This is a genomic window from Photorhabdus sp. RM323S (assembly GCF_042879375.1).
Taxonomy (GTDB): Bacteria; Pseudomonadota; Gammaproteobacteria; order Enterobacterales; family Enterobacteriaceae; genus Photorhabdus; species Photorhabdus tasmaniensis.
In genome coordinates, this window is sequence record NZ_JBHFKZ010000015.1 from 1 (window position 1) to 20,836 (window position 20,836).

Annotated in this window: 18 protein-coding genes; 5 read left to right on the forward strand and 13 right to left on the reverse strand. The window is 42.4% G+C overall.

Translation table 11 applies throughout. From position 1 onward, the window contains the following. Window positions 1-195, forward strand: a 195-nt coding sequence (locus ACGF7G_RS08900) for a transposase (protein WP_387464842.1), incomplete at its 5' end; no start/stop codon positions are given. Window positions 196-378: 183 nt separating this feature from the next. Here the strand turns inward: ACGF7G_RS08900 and ACGF7G_RS08905 are convergent. Both ACGF7G_RS08905 and metK read right to left on the reverse strand, forming a co-directional pair. Further along, window positions 379-903: a SprT family zinc-dependent metalloprotease gene (locus tag ACGF7G_RS08905; protein WP_387464844.1), complete on the reverse strand. Its 525-nt coding sequence runs from the start codon at window positions 901-903 to the stop codon at window positions 379-381. 149 nt (window positions 904-1,052) lie between these two features. Next, window positions 1,053-2,225 carry a methionine adenosyltransferase gene (gene metK, locus ACGF7G_RS08910; protein ID WP_133814850.1) on the reverse strand — a complete coding sequence of 391 codons (1,173 nt, stop codon included), beginning with the start codon at window positions 2,223-2,225 and terminating at the stop codon, window positions 1,053-1,055. A gap of 635 nt (window positions 2,226-2,860) precedes the next feature. Between metK and speA the strand changes: the two genes are divergently transcribed. Together speA and speB are read left to right on the forward strand one after the other, a co-directional pair. Then, window positions 2,861-4,765 carry a biosynthetic arginine decarboxylase gene (gene speA / locus ACGF7G_RS08915; RefSeq protein ID WP_387464846.1) on the forward strand — a complete coding sequence of 635 codons (1,905 nt, stop codon included), beginning with the start codon at window positions 2,861-2,863 and terminating at the stop codon, window positions 4,763-4,765. A gap of 174 nt (window positions 4,766-4,939) precedes the next feature. Continuing rightward, window positions 4,940-5,866, forward strand: a complete 927-nt coding sequence (gene speB / locus ACGF7G_RS08920) for an agmatinase (RefSeq protein ID WP_133814848.1) — start codon at window positions 4,940-4,942, stop codon at window positions 5,864-5,866. Window positions 5,867-6,016: 150 nt separating this feature from the next. Here speB and ACGF7G_RS08925 read toward each other — a convergent pair whose 3' ends face one another. The 11 genes from ACGF7G_RS08925 to leuA form a co-directional block, all read right to left on the reverse strand. After that, the gene (locus tag ACGF7G_RS08925) at window positions 6,017-6,403 is read right to left on the reverse strand and encodes a type II toxin-antitoxin system VapC family toxin (RefSeq protein WP_387464848.1); all 387 of its coding nucleotides are present in this window, start codon (window positions 6,401-6,403) and stop codon (window positions 6,017-6,019) included. Further along, window positions 6,400-6,633 (reverse strand): type II toxin-antitoxin system Phd/YefM family antitoxin, encoded by a 234-nt coding sequence (locus tag ACGF7G_RS08930; RefSeq protein ID WP_133814846.1) that lies wholly within the window; start codon window positions 6,631-6,633, stop codon window positions 6,400-6,402. The genes ACGF7G_RS08925 and ACGF7G_RS08930 overlap by 4 nt, the downstream gene beginning before the upstream one ends. A gap of 114 nt (window positions 6,634-6,747) precedes the next feature. Further along, window positions 6,748-7,467, reverse strand: a complete 720-nt coding sequence (locus tag ACGF7G_RS08935; protein WP_387464849.1) for a TerC family protein — start codon at window positions 7,465-7,467, stop codon at window positions 6,748-6,750. Window positions 7,468-7,559: 92 nt separating this feature from the next. Beyond that, window positions 7,560-8,246, reverse strand: coding sequence for a DNA mismatch repair endonuclease MutH (gene mutH, locus ACGF7G_RS08940; RefSeq protein WP_387464850.1), 687 nt, complete (start codon window positions 8,244-8,246; stop codon window positions 7,560-7,562). Between the two features lie 622 nt (window positions 8,247-8,868). Next, a complete protein-coding gene (gene sgrR / locus ACGF7G_RS08945; protein WP_387464852.1) occupies window positions 8,869-10,539 on the reverse strand; it encodes an HTH-type transcriptional regulator SgrR in 1,671 nt (556 codons plus the stop codon). 629 nt (window positions 10,540-11,168) lie between these two features. Then, window positions 11,169-11,351 (reverse strand): hypothetical protein, encoded by a 183-nt coding sequence (locus ACGF7G_RS08950; RefSeq protein ID WP_133814842.1) that lies wholly within the window; start codon window positions 11,349-11,351, stop codon window positions 11,169-11,171. Beyond that, the gene (locus ACGF7G_RS08955; protein ID WP_387464853.1) at window positions 11,332-11,757 is read right to left on the reverse strand and encodes a hypothetical protein; all 426 of its coding nucleotides are present in this window, start codon (window positions 11,755-11,757) and stop codon (window positions 11,332-11,334) included. Before ACGF7G_RS08955 ends, ACGF7G_RS08950 begins: the two co-directional genes overlap by 20 nt. A 307-nt stretch (window positions 11,758-12,064) precedes the next feature. Beyond that, on the reverse strand, window positions 12,065-12,670 hold the full coding sequence (gene leuD / locus ACGF7G_RS08960; protein WP_387464931.1) for a 3-isopropylmalate dehydratase small subunit: 606 nt from the start codon (window positions 12,668-12,670) through the stop codon (window positions 12,065-12,067). Window positions 12,671-12,677: 7 nt separating this feature from the next. After that, window positions 12,678-14,087, reverse strand: a complete 1,410-nt coding sequence (leuC, locus tag ACGF7G_RS08965; RefSeq protein WP_387464855.1) for a 3-isopropylmalate dehydratase large subunit — start codon at window positions 14,085-14,087, stop codon at window positions 12,678-12,680. Between the two features lies 1 nt (window position 14,088). Then, window positions 14,089-15,180, reverse strand: coding sequence for a 3-isopropylmalate dehydrogenase (leuB, locus tag ACGF7G_RS08970; protein WP_387464857.1), 1,092 nt, complete (start codon window positions 15,178-15,180; stop codon window positions 14,089-14,091). 2 nt (window positions 15,181-15,182) lie between these two features. Further along, window positions 15,183-16,745 carry a 2-isopropylmalate synthase gene (leuA, locus tag ACGF7G_RS08975; protein WP_387464859.1) on the reverse strand — a complete coding sequence of 521 codons (1,563 nt, stop codon included), beginning with the start codon at window positions 16,743-16,745 and terminating at the stop codon, window positions 15,183-15,185. A gap of 938 nt (window positions 16,746-17,683) precedes the next feature. Here leuA and leuO point away from each other — a divergent pair. Both leuO and ACGF7G_RS08985 read left to right on the forward strand, forming a co-directional pair. Beyond that, window positions 17,684-18,628, forward strand: coding sequence for a transcriptional regulator LeuO (gene leuO, locus ACGF7G_RS08980; protein WP_387464861.1), 945 nt, complete (start codon window positions 17,684-17,686; stop codon window positions 18,626-18,628). A 238-nt stretch (window positions 18,629-18,866) separates the two neighbouring features. Continuing rightward, window positions 18,867-20,666 carry an AMP-dependent synthetase/ligase gene (locus ACGF7G_RS08985; protein ID WP_387464932.1) on the forward strand — a complete coding sequence of 600 codons (1,800 nt, stop codon included), beginning with the start codon at window positions 18,867-18,869 and terminating at the stop codon, window positions 20,664-20,666. The last annotated feature ends 170 nt before the right edge of the window (window positions 20,667-20,836 follow it).

Here is a 20,836-nt window from a genome sequence, read left to right on the forward strand (position 1 = left end):
AGCCCAAATTTAAACCCGATAGAGCGATTATGGAAGGTCATGAATGAACATGTTCGAAATAACCGTTATTTCGCTAATAAACATGAATTTCGAGACAAAGTATTTAAATTTCTCACCACAACGCTACCTGATATAGCGGACTCGCTGATGTCTAGAATTAACGACCATTTTCAGGTGCTAAAAACTGCATCTTGAAGTTTCTTGGGTATAAAACTTGTTTTTCCTACTGCTTTCTCTTTCTATTATCGGCAGAACATCGAATCTTTTACTCGCTTTAAAAAATCCTTAATCACTTTTTTTACTTTTTTAGTGAGGTTAAAATGCAGATAATACTCACTTAGATAGTAAAATAATTTAATCCCATTTTTTTATAAATATTTATAAATCAGAATTAAAAGAAACAATTGATTTAGCAATAAGCTTTTCTCCACATTTCTTACAGATATAATGGCTCTCTTCCCGTAATATCTTATTATGACGTCGCAGAGTCAGCTCATGTTGTTGGCAGCGACAGTAGTAAGTAAAAGTTTTACTACGCACTGAATCGACTTCAAACTTATGTGTTCGGCTAGCCGTAGAACCTAATACTTCTTCCATCATCCAACGCCATTGTTTTCCATGTGGAGATACTTTGCCAAAATAGCGGTAAACCAATAGGTGAGCCAGTTCGTGGGGAACAACTTCATCAATAAAAGCCTGTTGGTTTTCAATCAATAGCACCGGATTAAGGCGTATTTGCCAATCTTTTATATATGCACTGCCTGCGGAGGTACTACGCTGGCGGTAATTTATTGTAGGTTCTGGAAAATCACAATTGAGATATAAGTTTGCCTGTTGCAGCTTTTGCCGCAAAGTACGCATGACAGCTTGTTGTAAGGCAACAGGAATTCTGGTTGATTGCATGTGTTGAAAATTGAAGAAGGCGAGGATAATCGAATATTAATAGAAATCCTTAAATAAGCCAGATAAAAATAGCAATTTCAGGATTTCTTCAATAACCCGCTAATGTTAAGAAAAGCCGGGTTCAGTTATCCAAACCGGGCTTTTTGCTTTTATATATTGACCGCTGATTGCTTCAAGCCCGCAGCGTCACGCAGGATTTCTGCTTTATCTGTCGCTTCCCACGGGAATTGTGGGCGACCAAAATGTCCGTATGCAGCAGTATCACGGTAGATTGGATGTAACAGATCCAACATCTGAATCAAGCCATGAGGGCGCAGATCGAAGAATTCACGCACCAGCAGAGTCAGGGTTGCTGTTGAAACTTTTTCCGTACCAAACGTTTCCACCATAATGGAAGTTGGCTCTGCAACGCCGATAGCGTAGGAAACTTGAATTTCACAGCGATCAGCCAAGCCTGCGGCAACAATATTTTTTGCGACATAACGTGCAGCATAAGCCGCTGAACGGTCAACTTTGGATGGATCTTTACCGGAGAATGCACCGCCACCATGACGAGCCATGCCACCGTAAGTATCTACGATAATTTTACGGCCAGTCAGGCCACAATCACCCATTGGGCCACCAATGACGAAACGGCCGGTTGGGTTGATGAAATATTTGGTTGTTGGAGTTAACCACTCAGCAGGCAGAACCGGCTTGATGATCTCTTCCATGACGGCTTCTTGCAGATCTTTCTGATTAATCGCTTCAGAATGCTGTGTTGAAAGGACAACTGCGTCAACACCGACAATTTTGTTGTTATTGTATTGGAAAGTTACCTGGCTTTTAGCATCGGGACGCAGCCACGGCAATACACCATTTTTCCGGACCTCAGCCTGACGCTGAACCAGACGGTGTGCATAGGTGATAGGCGCAGGCATCAGTACATCAGTTTCGTTGGTTGCATAACCGAACATTAGCCCTTGGTCACCAGCACCTTGTTGTAGCGGATCTTCGCGGTCAACACCTTGATTAATATCCGGTGACTGTTTGCCAATCGCACTTAATACTGCGCATGAGTTTGCATCAAAACCCATCTCAGAATTAACATAACCAATCTCTCGAACTGTTTGCCGCGTAATTTCTTCAATATCAACCCAGGCGCTGGTAGTAATTTCACCACCAACCATAACCATGCCGGTTTTAACATAGGTTTCGCACGCAACGCGGGCTTTTGGATCTTGTTCCAAAATAGCGTCAAGAACAGCATCAGAAATTTGGTCTGCGATTTTATCAGGATGCCCTTCGGAAACAGATTCAGAAGTGAAAAGGTATGTGGTCATTATATAACGTTACCTTAAAAATATAATTTCAGTTTGGAAACGGATGGATTAACATCTAGACGGCTATTCTAGGGTAATTCTTATCCATATTCCAGATTTTTTTAGTTCAAATGGTAATTTTCATCTGCTGACAAATAATTTCTTTGCTTATATGTGAGTTTTGTTCAATTTCATTTTGCAATTTTGTGTAATTGCGAGTATAAACAGCGGCCGTAGTTGGATTCTTTGTGCTACAGACTCGCAGAGAGCTATATTAATAGCTTCTGTTTCTCAATTGAGAAAATGGCTCCTTGGTATGAGTCATGTGTGGGGGTGAATGGGGTAATGAACCATTATCTGCTGATTGCTAATGGCCAACAGCCACACTTGTCGTCGGATATATCCGCGTCTTTTTCCTTTCTTTTCAATATGTCTTTAATTCGATGTTATCTGTTGCCAACAAATAGGTCGGATATGTCGCACAGGCGTATTGTCACTCGGTAATTTTGTCGTTGTTTAGTAGTAACTAAACGCTTTTTACAACCTTAAGAGCATGCTGTTCCCTGATATTTCTCAACACGTAAAATGATGGTGTTTTGAGTTATTTATTAATTACAGGCGAAGGCGAAACTCTAACTCCATTAAAGGAGACTGCCATGAATGATAATATCGCTCGTAAAATGCAACAGACTTACAATATTGCATATTGGGGAGGGAGTTACTACTACGTCAATGATCTCGGCAATGTCAGTGTTTGTCCAAACCCTGATTTGCCAGGGGCAAGAATTGATCTTGCGGGATTGGTGAAAAAAGTTCAGGAGGAACAGGAACATTTACGCTTGCCGGCGCTCTTTTGTTTTCCTCAAATCCTACAACATCGTCTGCGTTCAATTAACGCGGCATTTAAACGCGCCAGAGAGTCATATGGTTATAAAGGCGACTACTTTTTAGTTTATCCCATTAAAGTTAACCAACAACGCCGTGTCATTGAATCACTGGCCAGTTCCGGTGAGCCTTTAGGGCTTGAAGCAGGTTCCAAAGCGGAACTCATGGCAGTGTTGGCACACGCGGGTATGACGCGTACCGTAATCGTATGTAATGGATATAAAGATCGTGAATATATTCGTCTGGCGCTAATCGGTGAAAAGCTCGGCCACAAGGTTTATCTGGTGATCGAGAAAATGTCTGAAATTGCTCAGGTACTGGAAGAGGCTGAACGGCTGAATGTCATCCCTCGTTTGGGTGTCCGTGCCCGTTTAGCATCTCAGGGTTCGGGTAAATGGCAAGCCAGTGGCGGTGAAAAATCGAAGTTTGGGCTAGCTGCGACTCAGGTACTGCAATTAGTTGAGATCCTGCGTGAAGCAGGCCGGCTTGATAGCTTGCAATTACTGCATTTTCACCTTGGCTCACAGTTGGCGAATATTCGTGATATCGCAACAGGTGTTCGTGAATCAGCTCGTTTTTATGTCGAGTTACATAAACTCGGTGTCAATATTGAGTGCTTTGACGTTGGTGGTGGATTGGGTGTCGATTATGAAGGAACCCGTTCTCAATCTGATTGTTCTGTGAACTATGGGTTGAATGAATACGCCAACAATGTCATTTGGGGTATTGGTGATGCCTGTGATGAGCATGGTTTACCACACCCGACCGTTATCACCGAATCTGGTCGCGCCCTGACGGCTCATCATACGGTGTTGGTATCCAATGTTATCGGGGTTGAACGTAATGAATTTACGCAGACGACGCCACCGGCAGAGGATGCTTCCCGCCCGATCGCCAGCCTGTGGGAGACCTGGCAGGAGATGCATTCCGAAGGGAATAGACGTTCTTTACGTGAATCGTTGCATGACAGTCAGCTTGATCTGCATGATGTTCATACACAATATGCGCATGGAATGCTGGATTTGACGGAACGGGCTTGGGCGGAAGAACTTTATCTGAATATCTGTCGTCGTATTCAGCAGGATCTTGATCCCAGCAATCGTGCTCACCGGCCAATTATTGATGAGCTGCAAGAGCGTATGGCAGATAAATTCTATGTGAATTTCTCTCTGTTCCAGTCTATGCCTGATGCATGGGGTATCGACCAATTGTTTCCTGTTTTACCGATTGAAGGGCTGGATAAGCCGTTGGATCGTCGTGCTGTATTGTTAGATATCACCTGCGATTCCGATGGCATCATTGATCATTATGTGGATGGTGATGGTGTGGCAACAACCATGCCTATGCCTGCTTATGATCCTGATTACCCGCCAATGATTGGTTTCTTTATGGTGGGGGCATATCAGGAAATTCTGGGCAATATGCATAATCTGTTTGGGGATACTGCGGCTATTGATGTTTATGTATTCGATAATGGCGAAGTCACTTATAACCAAAGTGAAGAAGGGGATTCAGTCGCTGATATGTTGCAATATGTGAAACTGGACCCTAATGTATTGATGGCTCGTTTCCGTGATCAGGTAAAAGGCGCAGATCTGGATGCAGGTTTGCAAGAGCAATTTTTACTGGAATTTGAAAGTGGTCTTTATGGCTACACATATCTGGAAGATGAATAATCTTCTGGCGTTAATTAAGCTTCTTATATACAGATAAGGTTATTGATATCAGTTAAATATCAAGGATACATGAATATGGGGTTCTTTCAGCGATACCCCATCTTGTCATGGCTTTGCGTATTTATTCTGTAATGAAATAGCCTTGTTCTGTCGGGAGATTGTTGAGGATATATCATGACAATAAATACCTTGGGCAACCAACAAGATAACTCTTTGGTTTCTAATGCCTTCGGTTTCCTGCGCTTTCCGCTGAACTTCCAGCCGTATTCCAGCGATGCAGAGTGGGTGATTACCGGAGTGCCATTTGATATGGCAACATCAGGCCGTTCAGGCAGTCGCCATGGGCCTGCGGCTATTCGTCAGGTTTCGACCAACCTAGCGTGGGAAAGCAGCCGTTGGCCGTGGGATTTTAAATTACGCAATCGCCTGAACGTTGTGGATTGTGGTGATTTGGTCTTCGACTTTGGTGATGCTCAGAATATGAGTGATAAGTTACAGGCTCATGCTGAAAAATTGCTGGCTTCCGGTAAGCGTATGCTCTCTTTTGGCGGTGACCACTTCATTACTTTGCCTTTATTGCGCGCTCATGCCAAACATTTCGGTAAAATGGCTCTGATTCATTTCGACGCTCATTCTGATACCTATCCAAATGGTAGCAAATTTGATCACGGCACCATGTTCTATCATGCGCCAAACGAAGGGTTGATCGACCCACATCATTCAGTACAGATTGGTATCCGTACTGAACATGGTCAGGATGATGGCTTCACGGTGCTGGATGCCGCTCAGGTTAATGACCGTGATGTGAATGATTTGGTTGTTCAGATAAAAGAGACTGTTGGCGATATGCCGGTTTATCTGACTTTTGATATCGATTGTCTTGATCCTGCTTTTGCACCCGGTACCGGTACACCGGTAATTGGTGGTTTGACAACCGATCGTGCATTGAAATTATTGCGTGGTTTGCAGCCGCTGAATATTGTGGGTATGGATGTGGTGGAAGTTGCGCCAGCTTATGACCAGTCCGAGATTACCGCTCTGGCAGGTGCGACTATTGCGCTGGAGATGCTTTATTTACAAGCGGCTAAGAAGACGGTCTAAAATTCTTCTGCTCTGATAATAGCTTTAGGGGATAGTCAATAAACTTATAGCGAGTTGTAAATTTATTCCCTAAAGCTCTGGTATTATTTGAATCAGCGTAATCTTATATATGCACTTTTCTGAATATTTTTCATCATTTTTCATCATTTTTCACATACGAGCATCAATTAACCGAATGCCATATTGAGAGAAAATACTATCAGCTGAAATCAGTGTTAGTCCTTCCATAGAAGATTGAACAATTAGCATCCTGTCAAAAGGATCACCATGATGGCGTGGTAAGTTTCCAGCATGTTCCGCATGGGCATGTGATATAGATAGCGGGAAGAAGCTGTTTTTCTCCATAGCAATTTCAAAGTCGGCTCTGAAGTCCAGTTTACCGATAGAGCGTTTAATAGATATCTCCCAAGGTGTAACAGCACTGACATATACAGTGTTTGTCCCTTTGGACAAAATGTTCCGCGTAATCGGTCCTAGTTTCGGGTCATTGGTAAGCCACCAGATGAAAACATGTGTATCGAGCAGCAAACGTTTCATTTGTCACCTTCAAACATGAACTGAATTTCCCGATCTGCATTAAAAAAATCCTCTTCTATCGTAATAAGATCTTCGAATCCTCCAGGAACTCTGTTTTGTTGGGTGATTGGTACAAGCTGGACATAAGGTTTTCCAGCTTTGGCTATAATGACAACTTCACCACCGACAGCCTTATCTGCTAACTGGCTTAGGTTACTTTTAGCTTCATGCATATTTGCTTGGACAGTCATAATGAGATTCCTATACTTGGCTAGATTAGCTAAGTATAACAAAAAACGCCGGAATAACCGGCGATTTTTTGCTACATAGAAAATGATATTTTTAGCGCTATTGCAGAGCCATAACTAATTTTCTTTCTTCTTCTTTTTCCCACGCATCAGATTCAGTGTTTCTACTGCCATTGAGAAGAACATCGCAAAATAGATATAACCTTTAGGTATGTGCACCTGTACGCCTTCCAGAATAAGGGTAAAGCCCACAAGGATCAGGAATGACAGTGCCAGCATTTTTACTGAGGGGTGACGGTCAACGAATTCGCCGATAGGACGAGCGGCCAACATCATAACAGCGACGGCTATGATAACCGCGGCCATCATAATAAACAGATGATCAGAGAGACCAACGGCGGTGATGACGGAATCCAGGCTGAAAATAATATCCAACAGCATAATTTGGATAATAGCGCCTAAGAAAGAGTGAACAGGACGTTTTAAGCCTTCTTCATTGCCCCCTTCGATGACTTCGTGAATCTCTTTACTGGCTTTCCATATCAGGAACAGGCCGCCAAAGAATAAGATTAGGTCCCGGGCAGAAACATCATGTTCAAAAACCGTTAAGATCGGGTAGGTCAGCCGGATAACCCAGGCAATAGATGCCAGCAGCCCCAGACGCATTAGCATCGCGCCCATCAGCCCAATTTTGCGTGCTTTATTTTGTTGATGGGGAGGGAGTTTTGCCACAACAAGCGACAAAAAGATAATGTTATCAATCCCTAAAACGATTTCCAGAATTGTCAGGGTGGCAAGTGCCATCCAAGCATGAGGATCAACAATCCATTCTAACATTGCTTATTAAAACCTTAAGGTAAAGACTTAATTATACGCGCGATTGAATGCAAGGTAAGTATATCAATGAAAAAACCTGTCAGAGATCAATGTTAAATCAGGAAATGGCGGGCCAGTAGCGGGGCAGTAAAGTTTTTCCTCAGATAGAACCCCCGGGGCAGAGTCATAATAGGTTGTCCGTGTGCTCCGATTGCCTCGGTTAATGCCTTGCTGTTGGCTGCTTTAGGGCGTAACTGTAGTACTTCACCATGACGGGCCGTAACGCTCTCTACTTTGCCAAGTACGATAAGATCCATCAATTCCTCCCAGTCATGGCGTAGTAACTCTTCCTCTTCTTTATTGGGACTCCACAGCAAAGGGGAGCCGACCCGGCGTTTAGCTAAAGGAATTTCCCGTTCACCTTCAACGGGTATCCACAGCACACGGGATAGTTTGCGCCGGACATGACAGCGTTCCCAAGTAATACCGCTGTTCCCTGTCAAGGGTGCAACGCAGACAAATGTTGTTTCCAATGGGTAACCTCTTCTGTCTACAGGAATAGTTTTAAGTTCAACACCGATATGTTCGAAATCCTGCTCTGGTTTACTGCCGGCACTGGCACCGAGATAATATTCTAATAACATGCCTACCCAGCCTTTATCCCGTTTCAGATTGGGAGGGATAGGTAAATCTGCTTTTGCCGCCAATTCTCCCATTGATAAACCCGCCAGGAGTTGGGCGCATTCAAACAACTGTTGTTCATTATCCGGTGGAAGAGGAGAGGAAAAAAGTGTGTTCATTTGGGATATCCGCTTTTTAGGTCAAAAAACAGCCTTAGTCTCTGTGAATAATAAATCTGGGTTTTACGTAATAACTAATAAAGTGATAATAGCATGATATACAAACATTTTTTATTGCTGTTTCAAGTATTGTAAGATTGAGTGACTCTGTTGTTCACCTATTGCTGGTAATAATGAACAGGATCTTACACCATGTTATCCACAGTTTTATGGGATAAGTAGACAAAAATGAGATCACCGGTTTGATTTACAGATTTGACTAACACTTTTTTCTACAAAAACCCTGTTTTTTGCTTAACTAAAAAGCATAACGTGTGGATAACATTGTTATTGATTATTTTTTGTTCGCCACAACTGGTGTTGTTCATTATGGCGGTGATGGATGTTTGAGATAGCAGGGTAAATAGCTGCTATTTCAATGAAAAATAAATACTATTTCATTTTTTGTCTATAGACTGATAATTCATAACATAAAGCTATACTTGAATTACCCCTGCCTTTTTCACATAGATATCCACAGAAAAAGTGAATAAAAGCGGGTTTGTACACCTGTGTATGTTCATAACTCTGGCTTTTTCTGTGAATTACCCCTTATTAGCCAGCCTCTGGGAATCCTCTTCCTTTAGGAAGAGGGGTAGTCAAATGGGTTAAACCAAGCAGATTTGAAATCAAACCAACCAAAAGTGTTCATTTTGACGCCTCGCATACTTCGCTGTCCTTGTAACTCAAGCCAGTGGTGAAATAGTGGATACAGCCAGTGTTCATCAACTATTTTTTCACACCACTCTTCAAGGGATAATTCTTGTCGTCGCCATTGTGATACTTCTTGATTCAAGTTATCACCGAGGCATTTTTTCAATAATGGTATTTCATACAATGTAGCGAACAGTGAAAATTCCAGAGGATTATAAAAATTGGCGGTAGAAAGCCAAAAGTCACTTTCGGCGTCGCCATTGAACCATGTGTCATAATCCACAATATTGATTTTCAATTCGACACCACACTTGGTCAGTATGGTCTGAAGGATCTGGCTGATTGTGTGGTATTCGTGATGTTGATGATAAAGAGTGACGGTCAGATGAGTAATGTCTTCTGGTTTGCTCAACTCGGGTATCAGTTTACTGTGATGCCAGCGCAGTAACAGGCCATATGCGGGTGACCAGTGGCGTTGATAAAAAGGGTCGCAATGCGCTAACAGATTTATTGGTGTTAGCAGGCTACATAACCATTGGCGAACATCTTCTCGCCTGCATTGAGCCGAACGGTGATCATGCAGCAGGAAATAACAGCCTTCTTCCATCCTGCTTTCTAACGAGTTATTACCCGCGCTGTCACTTTCCAGATGCAGGGTTGTACAAACCAGTTTCTCGGCTAATTCTGGCAGAATCCAGATATTTACCTCATCAATCAGCGCCCGAAAGCCAAAGTAATTATCAAAGGCACGAATTTGTAGTTTCTGTGAGCTGTTTTTTATTACCTGGTAAGGGCCGGTTCCTATTGGCGTGCGAGAGAAGTTCGGTAGTTGCTGCCACTCTTGAGGCAAAATCATGGCGTGTGGGCTGCCAATCAATAAAGGGAGCCAGTGATCGGGTTCTAAAAGAAAGATATCAATTACGTGTGGTGTCGGGGTGGTGACTTTATCAATATGGGAAAAGAGAGGCAGGTGACGTAACCTTTGTATCGAAGTGATGACATCCTCCATCTGTAATTCTCTGCCATGGTGAAAATGGATGGCAGGTCGCAGATAAAAGCGCCAATGATTTGGAGATAGCTGTTGCCAGTGATGAGCTAAATCAGCTTCTGGTTCCCCATTTTCCTCATTTATACGTGTCAGACTATTAAATATCTGCCTGACCAGGTGAATTTCAGAACGGCGTAAAGGTGATCCAGGTAACAGGTTAGGGAAAGGGCGGTAGTAGAGTATCCGCAGTAAGTTTTTTCCTTGGCGGAAACGGCGTTCAATCTGGGATAGCACCATCTGACGGACGGTATTTTTATCGCCAACCAGCTGAACCAGTTTCTCAATGTTCTGTTGCTCAAGCAGCTCTTCAGCCCGTTGTTGCTGGAGTTTCCTCCCATCTTGCAGGAAATTCAGTTGAGAACGTTTCCCCCGACCGGACTCAGCCTGCCACTGTAACCAGCCAGCTTTCTGCATATTGTTGAGCAGTGAACGGATATGGCGCTTTGAACAGTGCAATACATTTGCCAGCTCTTGTAACGTTGTTTCAGCCTCTTTTCCTTGATGGTGCTGCCATAATCGGATGAATTGTTGTTGTAAACGTGGGCTGGGCATAAAAGAGGAACTCCGCAGTATTATTGATCAATTTTTATCTCCTTATATTTAGCCGATAATTATCCATATTGAAAGTAGCTCAATAGGCCAGAACGAAATCTGGCTTCTCCCCCAATTTTCTTGAGTAATGGTGATTTGCCAGCCAGTAAGAAACCTTACTGGCTTTTTTTCTTACTGTACATTGTGTGTACCGTCCTTCTATACCGCCTCTTTTTTACGTATCAGTTCAAAATGAGTCATAATCTGGTATTGATAGAGATTTGTCCAGCTACTGTTGCGATTCATGACTATTAATTTCCTCAATATGCTAGGTTAACCTCTATTTCTGGGGGGTAAGGATTCAGCGACTGGCCTCGGATCAGCTAAAAACTTCTCAAAACTGAAAAAGATGGCGGTCTGAGTCCGTGTTAGGTAGGGCAGGGTGACCTTTATTTTCTACTTTAATAAAATTGTGGAATTCTCCCACCTAAATTCTTATTGAGAGCGAAGCGAACTTTTAGGATTAGGGGGAGATGGATAGCCAACAGCCCAAAGGGCTGTCATACCGGAGATAATAGGACAGTGGCCCGATCCCCAGAAGACCTATTCGTTACTGGAGATTGGGCAAGATCTTTTAAATTCATGATTTATCAGGGTAGCGGATGCTCTTTTTTAGCGGGAACCTGTTCGGTGACGTTTCCGGAACCCTGACGCTTTTTCAAGACATCATTTTTAACGGATTCTGCAACTCGGTTCTGAAAAGCCATAAGTGTTTCTCTGCGGGCCAAAGCCGCCGCTGACAACTGTGGCCGATTATAAGATTTCAATGACATATAAGGATTCCTCATCAGCCAGATCTTTTCGGTAGATATATTTTACGCCATCTGAGTGTTTTTTCAACAAGCGCTCATAATATTGAGCCAATATTGGTTTCATTGGGAAGTAAATAATAACCTTAACTTTGTTTTTATGTGAAGCGCAAAAATCTAATATTGCTTTTCCAATGCCACGCACAAAGAAATATTCCAGTTCAGCTCTTGAATAGTTCATATCAGAATATGCGTCAAAGCGATAATCCTGAGCTCCAGAGTAAATAGCCTCAACATCAAAGAAATTCACTGAGAAGATGCCGTTCAAAGTATGCTCATCTTCATAAATAGGCTCAAAAAGTGCCTTGAGAGGCTCATCCAGTAGAGAGAAAGAAACTATGTACGATGCCTTTTTGTTTCCCTTTACCACCGTCACTTCATAATCGTATTTCTCTATATCGCATTAAATCGATGGATATGTATTGACGGTTATATTTAACTTCATCTAACGCGCCTTAAATTATTAAATTTTATGTTGCAGATATTATTTATTAGAACACACGGGAATCTGATAATAAACATTTTATTCACAGCCCTTTTGTCAGGGATATTTCATGTTGCACTTTGCTTATTTTTCACACGTTAGGCCGAAGAAAAAACTTATCCACATATCCATAGGTCAGATCTAAAAAAATCCCGTAGTACAAAACTACGGGATGAATAAATAAAGGGAAAGGTCAACGCAGGAAAACCGGCTGTTCCTGCTCATAGGCGATTATGGCGTCCAGGTGTTGCAATGTCAGGCCGATACTGTCCAGACCATTCATCATACAGTGACGTCGGAAGCCATCGATTTCAAAATCGTAGCTTTTATTGCCGGCGTGTACTTTCTGTTGTTCCAGATCGACGGTAAAATGACAAATTGTGTTTTGCTGAACCAATTCAAATAGTTCATCAACATCTTTATCATCTAATTTCACTGGCAGTAACTGGTTGTTGAAGGCGTTACCATAGAAAATATCGGCAAAACTTGGTGCAATAACCACTTTAAAACCATAATCCGTCAATGCCCAGGGGGCGTGTTCACGGGAGGAACCACAACCAAAGTTTTCACGCGCCAGAAGGATACTGGCACCCTGATAACTGGGCTGGTTTAATATGAAGTCAGGATTGGGTTTTTGTCCCGTATCATCAAGGAAACGCCAGTCATGAAACAGGTGCTGACCAAACCCGGTACGGGTAACTTTCTGCAAAAATTGTTTTGGAATAATGGCATCGGTATCAACGTTTGCAGCATCTAAAGGAGCGACCAACCCAGTATGTTGAATAAACTTTTCCATAATTCCTCCTTTATGGCTTCTGTGCTGGATGACGTATGTCGATAAAATGACCATTAATCGCTGCTGCTGCTGCCATCGCCGGGCTGACCAAATGCGTGCGTCCACCACGCCCCTGACGCCCTTCGAAGTTACGGTTACTAGTAGAAGCGCAACGTTCACCGGGTTGCAGACGGTCATTATTCATTGCCAGACACATTGAACACCCCGGTAAGCGCCATTCAAAACCAGCACTTATGAAAATCTTATCTAAACCTTCTGCTTCTGCTTGCGCCTGAACGGGGCCCGATCCTGGAACGACGATTGCCTGAACGCCTGGTGCAACTTTATGGCCTTGTGCGATGGCTGCCGCAGCCCGTAAATCTTCAATGCGGGAGTTGGTACAGGAGCCAATGAAGACTTTATCGATCTTCACATCTGTCAATTTAATACCCGGTTTTAAATCCATATAAGCCAGTGCTTTTTCAGCCGATGCACGTTCAACAGGATCACTGAAAGATTCCGGTGCGGGAATGGTTTGATCAATAGCAATGACTTGCCCTGGGTTTGTTCCCCATGTGACCTGTGGCGAGATCTCTTCCGCGTTAATAGTAATAACGGTGTCATATTGTGCAGCAGGATCGGATTTCAGTGTCTTCCAGTAAGCAACAGCTTGTTCCCACAGTTCTCCTTTTGGTGAGAATTGACGGCCTTTTATATAAGTAAATGTGGTTTCATCTGGCGCGACTAACCCCGCTTTAGCGCCCATTTCAATTGCCATATTACATAAGGTCATACGGCCTTCCATACTCAGCGCTTCAATCGCCTTACCACAGAATTCAACCACATAACCTGTACCACCCGCACTGCCTGTTTTGCCAATGATTGCCAGAACGATATCTTTGGCGGTAATTGCATTACCGACGTCACCAACCACTTCGATTTTCATCGTCTTAGCACGGGCTTGTTTCAGGGTTTGGGTGGCCAGTACGTGTTCAACTTCAGAAGTACCAATACCGAAAGCCAGTGAACCGAATGCGCCATGCGTGGCGGTATGGGAATCACCACAAACGATCGTCATTCCTGGCAGGGTCATGCCTTGTTCCGGTCCGATTACATGAACAATTCCCTGATAGGGATGGTTCAGATCATATAATGTGATACCGAATTCGGCACAGTTTTTCATCAACTCCTGCATTTGAATACGCGCCATGTCACCACAGGCGTTAATATCTTTTGTCTGCGTGGATACGTTATGATCCATTGTTGCGAACGTTTTATCCGGCTGGTGCACCGGTCGGCCTTTCGTACGCAAACCATCAAACGCCTGCGGGGAGGTCACTTCATGAACCAAATGGCGATCAATATAGAGCAACGGGGTTTCATTCGGGACTTCCCGGACAATATGAGCGTCATATAATTTCTGATATAAAGTCTTAGCCATGTTAAATACCCTCGGCTACATAACGGGCGATAACGCTGCCCATTTCATCAGTGCTGATTGCTTTGCCATTTCCGGCCAAATCGGTTGTGCGATAGCCCTGTTCCAGCACATGGTTAACCGCCTGTTCAATCGCATTAGCCGCATCATGATGACCTAAGCTGTAACGCAACAGTAAAGCAGCAGATAGGATCTGGGCTATCGGGTTAGCAATGCCTTTTCCGGCAATATCCGGTGCAGAGCCACCCGCCGGTTCATACAGGCCAAAACTTTTTTCGTTCAAGCTGGCGGAAGGAAGCATTCCCATGGAACCGGTAATCATAGCGCATTCATCGGATAAAATATCACCGAAAATATTGGAGCACAGCATCACATCAAACTGAGACGGATCTTTAATCAACTGCATGGTGGCATTATCAATATACATGTGGTTGATTACTACATCTGGATACTCTTTTGCAATCTCAGTAACCACTTCCCGCCACAATACGGAGCTCTGCAACACGTTTGCTTTATCAATAGACGTCACTTTATTACGGCGTTTGCGGGCAGATTCAAAGGCGATACGGGCGATACGTTCAATTTCAAAGCGGTGATAAATTTCAGTATCAAATGCACGCTCATATTTACCCTGGCCTTCACGTCCTTTGGGTTGACCAAAATAGATACCGCCTGTTAGTTCACGGACACATAAAATATCAAAGCCTTTGGCGGCAATATCACTGCGTAAAGGACAAAATACTTCTAATCCGGCATATAAGCGGGCAGGGCGTAAGTTGCTGAACAGTTTGAAATGTTTGCGTAATGGCAGAAGTGCGCCGCGCTCAGGTTGTTTTGCTGGTGGTAAATGTTCCCATTTAGGGCCACCTACGGAGCCGAACAATATAGCATCAGCTTGTTCACAGCCGGTTACGGTTTCTAACGGCAATGGGCAACCGTGACGATCGATAGCAATCCCACCCACATCATATTCGCTAGTGGTGATACGGATATTGAAACGCTGACGGATGGCATCCAATATCTTATGGGCTTGAGTCATAATTTCAGGACCGATACCATCACCGGGCAAAATTGCAATATGATAACTGTTCGACATGTTCACACTATTTCCTTTGTATTTCGCTGTATGCGTTGTTTCTCTTTCTTCACTTGTTCTGCGCGCCAGATACAATTCAGCGCATGAATCATTGCCTTAGCAGAGGATTCAACAATATCTGTTTCCAGTCCCATGCCGTGGAAACGACGTCCAAAGCATTCGACAACGATATTGACCTGACCCAGCGCATTTTTCCCTTGCCCTTTACCTGATAACTGATAAGAAACCAGCTCAATGGGGTATTCAGTCATTCGGCTGATTGCCTGATAGACAGCATCTACCGGACCATTACCGGTGGCAGCTTCTGATTTTATCTCTTTACCACACGCTAAACGTATCGCTGCTGTTGCTATCACGTTGGAGCCAGATTGGATATTAAAGTTATCCAGACGGAAAAATTCTGGCTCTTGATGTTGCAGATTGATGAAAGCTAACGCCTCCAAATCATAGTCAAATACCTGGCCTTTCTTATCTGCCAGACGCAAAAAGGCTTCGTATAAGCTATCCAGATCGTAATCTTTGTCCTGATATCCCATCTCTTCCATACGGTGTTTCACGGCTGCGCGACCGGAGCGGGAAGTCAGATTCAATTGAATTTCTTTCAGGCCGATGGATTCCGGCGTCATAATTTCGTAAGTTTCGCGATTTTTCAGTACGCCATCCTGATGAATACCGGATGAGTGGGCAAATGCATTGCTACCAACAACCGCTTTATTCGCTGGGATCGGCATATTACATAACTGGCTAACTAACTGACTGGTACGGTAAATTTCTTGATGATTGATATGAGTATAAACGCCTAACATTTGCTGACGAACTTTAATTGCCATGATCACTTCTTCCAGCGAGCAGTTGCCGGCACGTTCACCCAGACCATTCATCGTTCCCTCTATCTGACGGGCACCCGATTGCACCGCAGTGATAGAGTTGGCGACAGACATCCCCAAATCATCGTGGCAATGTACGGATAATATCGCCTTGTCAATATTAGGAACACGTTCGATCAAGTTAGTGATGATGCCGCCAAATTGATAGGGTGTGGTGTAACCGACAGTATCTGGAATGTTAATCGTCGTTGCCCCTGCTTTGATGGCATTTTCAACAATCCGGCACAGATTATCAATCGGTGTTCGGCCGGCATCTTCACAGGAGAATTCAACATCATCAGTGTAACGACGTGCCCGCTTGATCGATTGAGCGGCCATCTCCATAACATTTTCGAATGTTTTTTTCAGCTTGGATTCAATATGTAAGTTGGAGGTAGCCAGGAAAACGTGAATTCGAAAAGCTTCCGCAACTTTTAATGCTTCAGCGGCAACATCAATGTCTTTTTCTACACAACGGGCTAAGGCGCAAACACGGCTGTCTTTTATCTGCCTGGCGATCGTCTGTACAGATTCAAAGTCACCAGGAGAGGAAACCGGAAAACCAACTTCCATAACATCAACACCCATTCTCTCCAAAGCCAATGCAATCTGGAGCTTCTCTTTCACACTTAAACTGGCTTGTAATGCCTGTTCTCCATCACGTAATGTGGTATCGAAGATAATAACTTGCTGGCTCATATCATGCTCCTCTCGTGGTTATTTTTGGCGCCCAGCAGGTAAAAAAAACCCGCGCAAGGCGCGGGTTCTTGTTTATGTCTGGTTTGGATCAACTCTGTTTTCTGTCCACCAGCATACCGCGCATATTAGATACGATTAGTAGTAGGCTTAGTAGACAAATTGAGTGAATCATACTGATCCAACCTTTCAATAGTATTAATGAGTGTTTGGTATTCGGATGCTTTTATTGATACGTTATCTTAAAAGTGATGTCAAGAATTCATTTAGGCATATGATTCTTGGTTTTGCTTTTCCTATGACTGCAAATTGAAGTGTTGATCTGTTTATATTTAAAAAGATTTTATTTTGTCCTTTTATGTTTGGGTTGGGCTTGAGTGATAAACTCAGATTTATATAAAAAACAGCGCATTATACTGATTAATTAAAATTAAGTATTTTCGTGCCGGGAGCTGGAAGTGGATTTGTATTTTTCTGAAAAACATCGTTTGTCATTGACAAATAGGTATAAATAGGAAGTTATGTTATATATCGTTGAAAAAATAATTTCATAATATAATGACTCTGATAAAATTGTTTAATAATAATAAATCAGTAATTTTATTATGAATTGAGTCATTCTTTGATTTATCATCACATACGGAATACTAGGGTGAATAAATTGTTAACACAATGTACTTTTTTGTGAATGAATAATGAGCATCTACATTTTCTACTAACTGAGATTATATATTTTTAACATTAATAAGGGGATGCGCTGGTTAGCTATGCGTATTCAGATTTGTACAAGGACGAGTCTTAATTATTTATCATCAAAATGATTAAGAGAATTGATCTCGTTAATAGTAAAAGTCATCGTAATATCTGAGCAATGAATGAAGGTATTTCCGATGTTTTGTTATTAGCCGGGGTCATCTGAATGAGTTTAGTGGAGTTAAACAATGGCTGAATACACCTCAGTAACTGCAACCAAAAAAGATCCAAGTGAAATTCATTTACGTAATGTGGATCTAAATCTGCTGACTGTTTTTGATGCGGTGATGCAAATGCAGAATGTAACACGTGCGGCACAGATATTGGGAATGTCACAACCTGCTGTTAGTAATGCAGTTTCTCGCTTGAAGTTAATGTTCAATGACGAATTATTTGTACGTTATGGGCGTGGAATACAACCGACGGCAAGGGCTCATCAATTATTTGGTCCTGTCCGTCAGGCATTACAACTAGTATATAATGAGTTACCTGGGGTTGGTTTTGAGCCTGATAATAGCGACAGGGTTTTTAATCTCTCAATTTGCAGCCCTTTAGATATTAGACTGGCAGCAAAAATAGTGGCGCAGGTAAAACAAAATACACCAAATCTGGGTGTTACGATTCGATCATATCTGCATGATAATATTGAACATCAGCTCAGGTATCAGGAAACTGAGTTTGTCATTAGCTATACACAGCTGGAACGTATGGATTTTCATCATTACCCGTTATTCAATGATGAGTTGGTCCTGGCCGTTTCCAATAATCATCCAAGAATTGAAAATAGCATTAGTGAACAGCAATTGTATGAGGAACATCATGCAGTTGTATCATTGGATAATGTAGGTTCATTCAGTGCTCCCTATTATGAAAATGGAGAACGTCTGCGTTCTGTGGTTTATCAGGGAACTGACTTGAATAGCGTGCTGCATATTGTATCTCAAACCTATTTGGTTGCGGTTACTCCAAGATGGTTGGTTGAACACTACAGCGAACAATTAGCAATAAGAGCTGTTTCATTACCATGGGATAAGGTAAGCCGTCCGTGCTATTTGATTTGGCACGAATCTACAACAAAAGATAAAGGGCATCAGTGGATGAAATCGCTGTTGAGCCAACTTAGCAACAGTTAATTAATTTGAAACTCACTACTGGATAAACAGGTAGTGAGTTTTTTGTTTTATCACAAATTTATCAACTTTTGATAAATATTCTTTTCCTGTTGTTCAGGAATAGGTAGACTGCAAGGAAAATAGCTAACACCTGTAAGCTGAAAAGCGAATCAGTGATGCAAAAAAGCATTATCAGAGAATAAAATCACTGTTTTTTCTCTGATAAGAAGAAAATTTTTCGAACAGGAAAAGAGTTGTGATAACTGAAAATTTACATCCTTATCACGTGATAAACCGGTTGCAGCAACAAATCAAACAATACCCAGAGAGAATTGCTTTTCGTCAATGGTCTCCAGATGAACAACTCGAATTAAGCTGGCATGATATTGACAAAAAGACAAAAGCCATTAGCCGGGCACTGCTGGAGATTGGGGTTGATGTACAGGAAAAAATTGGCCTTTTTGCACATAACAGCATGGCGTGGTCTCTGACAGATATCGCAGTATTACAACTCAGGGCAGTCACTGTTCCTTTGTATGCAACCAGCAGCCAGGAACAAGCTGGTTTCATTCTTAATGATGCAGGTGTGCGTATTTTGTTTGCTGGTGGGCAGGCGCAGTATGATGTCGCGGTCACTTTGCCAGAACTGTGTCCTCAGTTAAGTCACATCATCGTATTAGATGAATCAGTTGATTTGCGCGATTGTTCATTAGCACTGCATTTATCTGACTTTATGACTGATAATAAGTCACAACATCAGTCTGAATTGGAAACCCGTATTGCTCACCACAATCTGGACGATCTTTTTACGCTTATATATACATCTGGTACAACCGGTGAACCTAAAGGTGTCATGCTTGATTACCGTAATTTAGCTTATCAGTTGTATTCACATGACCATCGTCTGACGTTAACTGATCAGGATGTTTCCTTAAGTTTCCTGCCGCTATCCCATGTTTTCGAACGCGCATGGAGCTTTTATGTGATGCATACAGGCGCACAAAATGTTTATCTGACTGACACTAACTTTGTTCGTCAAGCTATGGCAGATGTTCGCCCGACAGTGATGTGTGCAGTGCCGAGATTTTACGAAAAAATTTACAGTGCGATTTTTGAAAAGGTTGCTCAGGCACCCTGGCATCGGAGAAAATTATTTAACTGGGCGATTAAATGTGGTGAACGTCAGTTTTTACGTAAATTGCAAGGTAAAAAAAGCTGTCCTTGGTCAACTACGATGTATCAGTTGGCCGATAAATTGGTATTGAGCAAACTGCGTAATATCTTGGGTGGCCGGGTTCGTTTTTTACCCGCAGCCGGCGCACATCTGGATGAAACGATTATCCTGTTTTTCCTTGCTGTTGGGGTAAATATCAAATATGGCTATGGGATGACAGAAACCTGTGCCACGGTTTCCTGTTGGCAAGAGCAAGGTTATGTGCTTGGCTCTATTGGTACACCATTACCTGGGATTGACGTCCGTATCAGTGAAGAAAATGAGATACAGGTGCGTGGCCCAATTGTGATGAAAGGCTATTTCAATAATCAGCAAGAAACCATTCAGACATTTACGCAAGATGGCTGGTTACGTACAGGTGATGCCGGTAAGCTGGATGAAAATGGTAATTTATTTATTACTGAACGTCTGAAAGATTTGATGAAAACATCGAATGGTAAATATATTGCCCCTCAAATGATTGAAAGTAGGCTAGGGCAAGATCGTTTTATTGAGCATATTGCTGTTATTGCTGATACCCGTAAATTTGTATCCGCTCTTATCGTGCCTTGTTATGAAGCATTAGAAGAATATGCAAGATCAATTAATCTCAAATATCATGATCGGGTTGAATTACTGCGTCATAATCAGATTATCGATATGTTTGAGCAACGCTTGAAAGAAATTCAGAAAAACTTTGCTCACTTCGATCAGGTAAAACGCTTTATATTACTGCCACAGCCATTTTCAATGGAAACGGGTGAATTAACACCGACACTGAAACTGCGGCGGAAAATTATTATGCAGCGTTACCATGAAGAAATTGAATCTATGTATTGGGATTGATTTCTGGAGCTTTATATGGCGTGACCGGTTATTCAAGGGAAATTTAAGGTGGTATTGCAGTAATATTCTACTTTAAATTTATCTCAGGAGTATCCGGTTTTAAAGATTTCAATATTAGATGAATAAGCTGTAGTTTAATTTTAAAAATTATATTCACCGATATCATTCTA

What these genes read in the sequence shown, in the direction of transcription:
- leuO (WP_387464861.1), top strand. Translation starts at nt 17,684, where the DNA reads ATGGCTGAATACACCTCAGTAACTGCAACCAAAAAAGATCCAAGTGAA.
- leuA (WP_387464859.1), bottom strand. Translation starts at nt 16,745, where the DNA reads ATGAGCCAGCAAGTTATTATCTTCGATACCACATTACGTGATGGAGAA.
- ACGF7G_RS08935 (WP_387464849.1), bottom strand. Translation starts at nt 7,467, where the DNA reads ATGTTAGAATGGATTGTTGATCCTCATGCTTGGATGGCACTTGCCACC.
- ACGF7G_RS08925 (WP_387464848.1), bottom strand. Translation starts at nt 6,403, where the DNA reads ATGAAACGTTTGCTGCTCGATACACATGTTTTCATCTGGTGGCTTACC.
- speA (WP_387464846.1), top strand. Translation starts at nt 2,861, where the DNA reads ATGAATGATAATATCGCTCGTAAAATGCAACAGACTTACAATATTGCA.
- speB (WP_133814848.1), top strand. Translation starts at nt 4,940, where the DNA reads ATGACAATAAATACCTTGGGCAACCAACAAGATAACTCTTTGGTTTCT.
- ACGF7G_RS08950 (WP_133814842.1), bottom strand. Translation starts at nt 11,351, where the DNA reads ATGTCATTGAAATCTTATAATCGGCCACAGTTGTCAGCGGCGGCTTTG.
- sgrR (WP_387464852.1), bottom strand. Translation starts at nt 10,539, where the DNA reads ATGCCCAGCCCACGTTTACAACAACAATTCATCCGATTATGGCAGCAC.
- leuB (WP_387464857.1), bottom strand. Translation starts at nt 15,180, where the DNA reads ATGTCGAACAGTTATCATATTGCAATTTTGCCCGGTGATGGTATCGGT.
- ACGF7G_RS08930 (WP_133814846.1), bottom strand. Translation starts at nt 6,633, where the DNA reads ATGACTGTCCAAGCAAATATGCATGAAGCTAAAAGTAACCTAAGCCAG.
- leuC (WP_387464855.1), bottom strand. Translation starts at nt 14,087, where the DNA reads ATGGCTAAGACTTTATATCAGAAATTATATGACGCTCATATTGTCCGG.
- ACGF7G_RS08905 (WP_387464844.1), bottom strand. Translation starts at nt 903, where the DNA reads ATGCAATCAACCAGAATTCCTGTTGCCTTACAACAAGCTGTCATGCGT.
- mutH (WP_387464850.1), bottom strand. Translation starts at nt 8,246, where the DNA reads ATGAACACACTTTTTTCCTCTCCTCTTCCACCGGATAATGAACAACAG.
- metK (WP_133814850.1), bottom strand. Translation starts at nt 2,225, where the DNA reads ATGACCACATACCTTTTCACTTCTGAATCTGTTTCCGAAGGGCATCCT.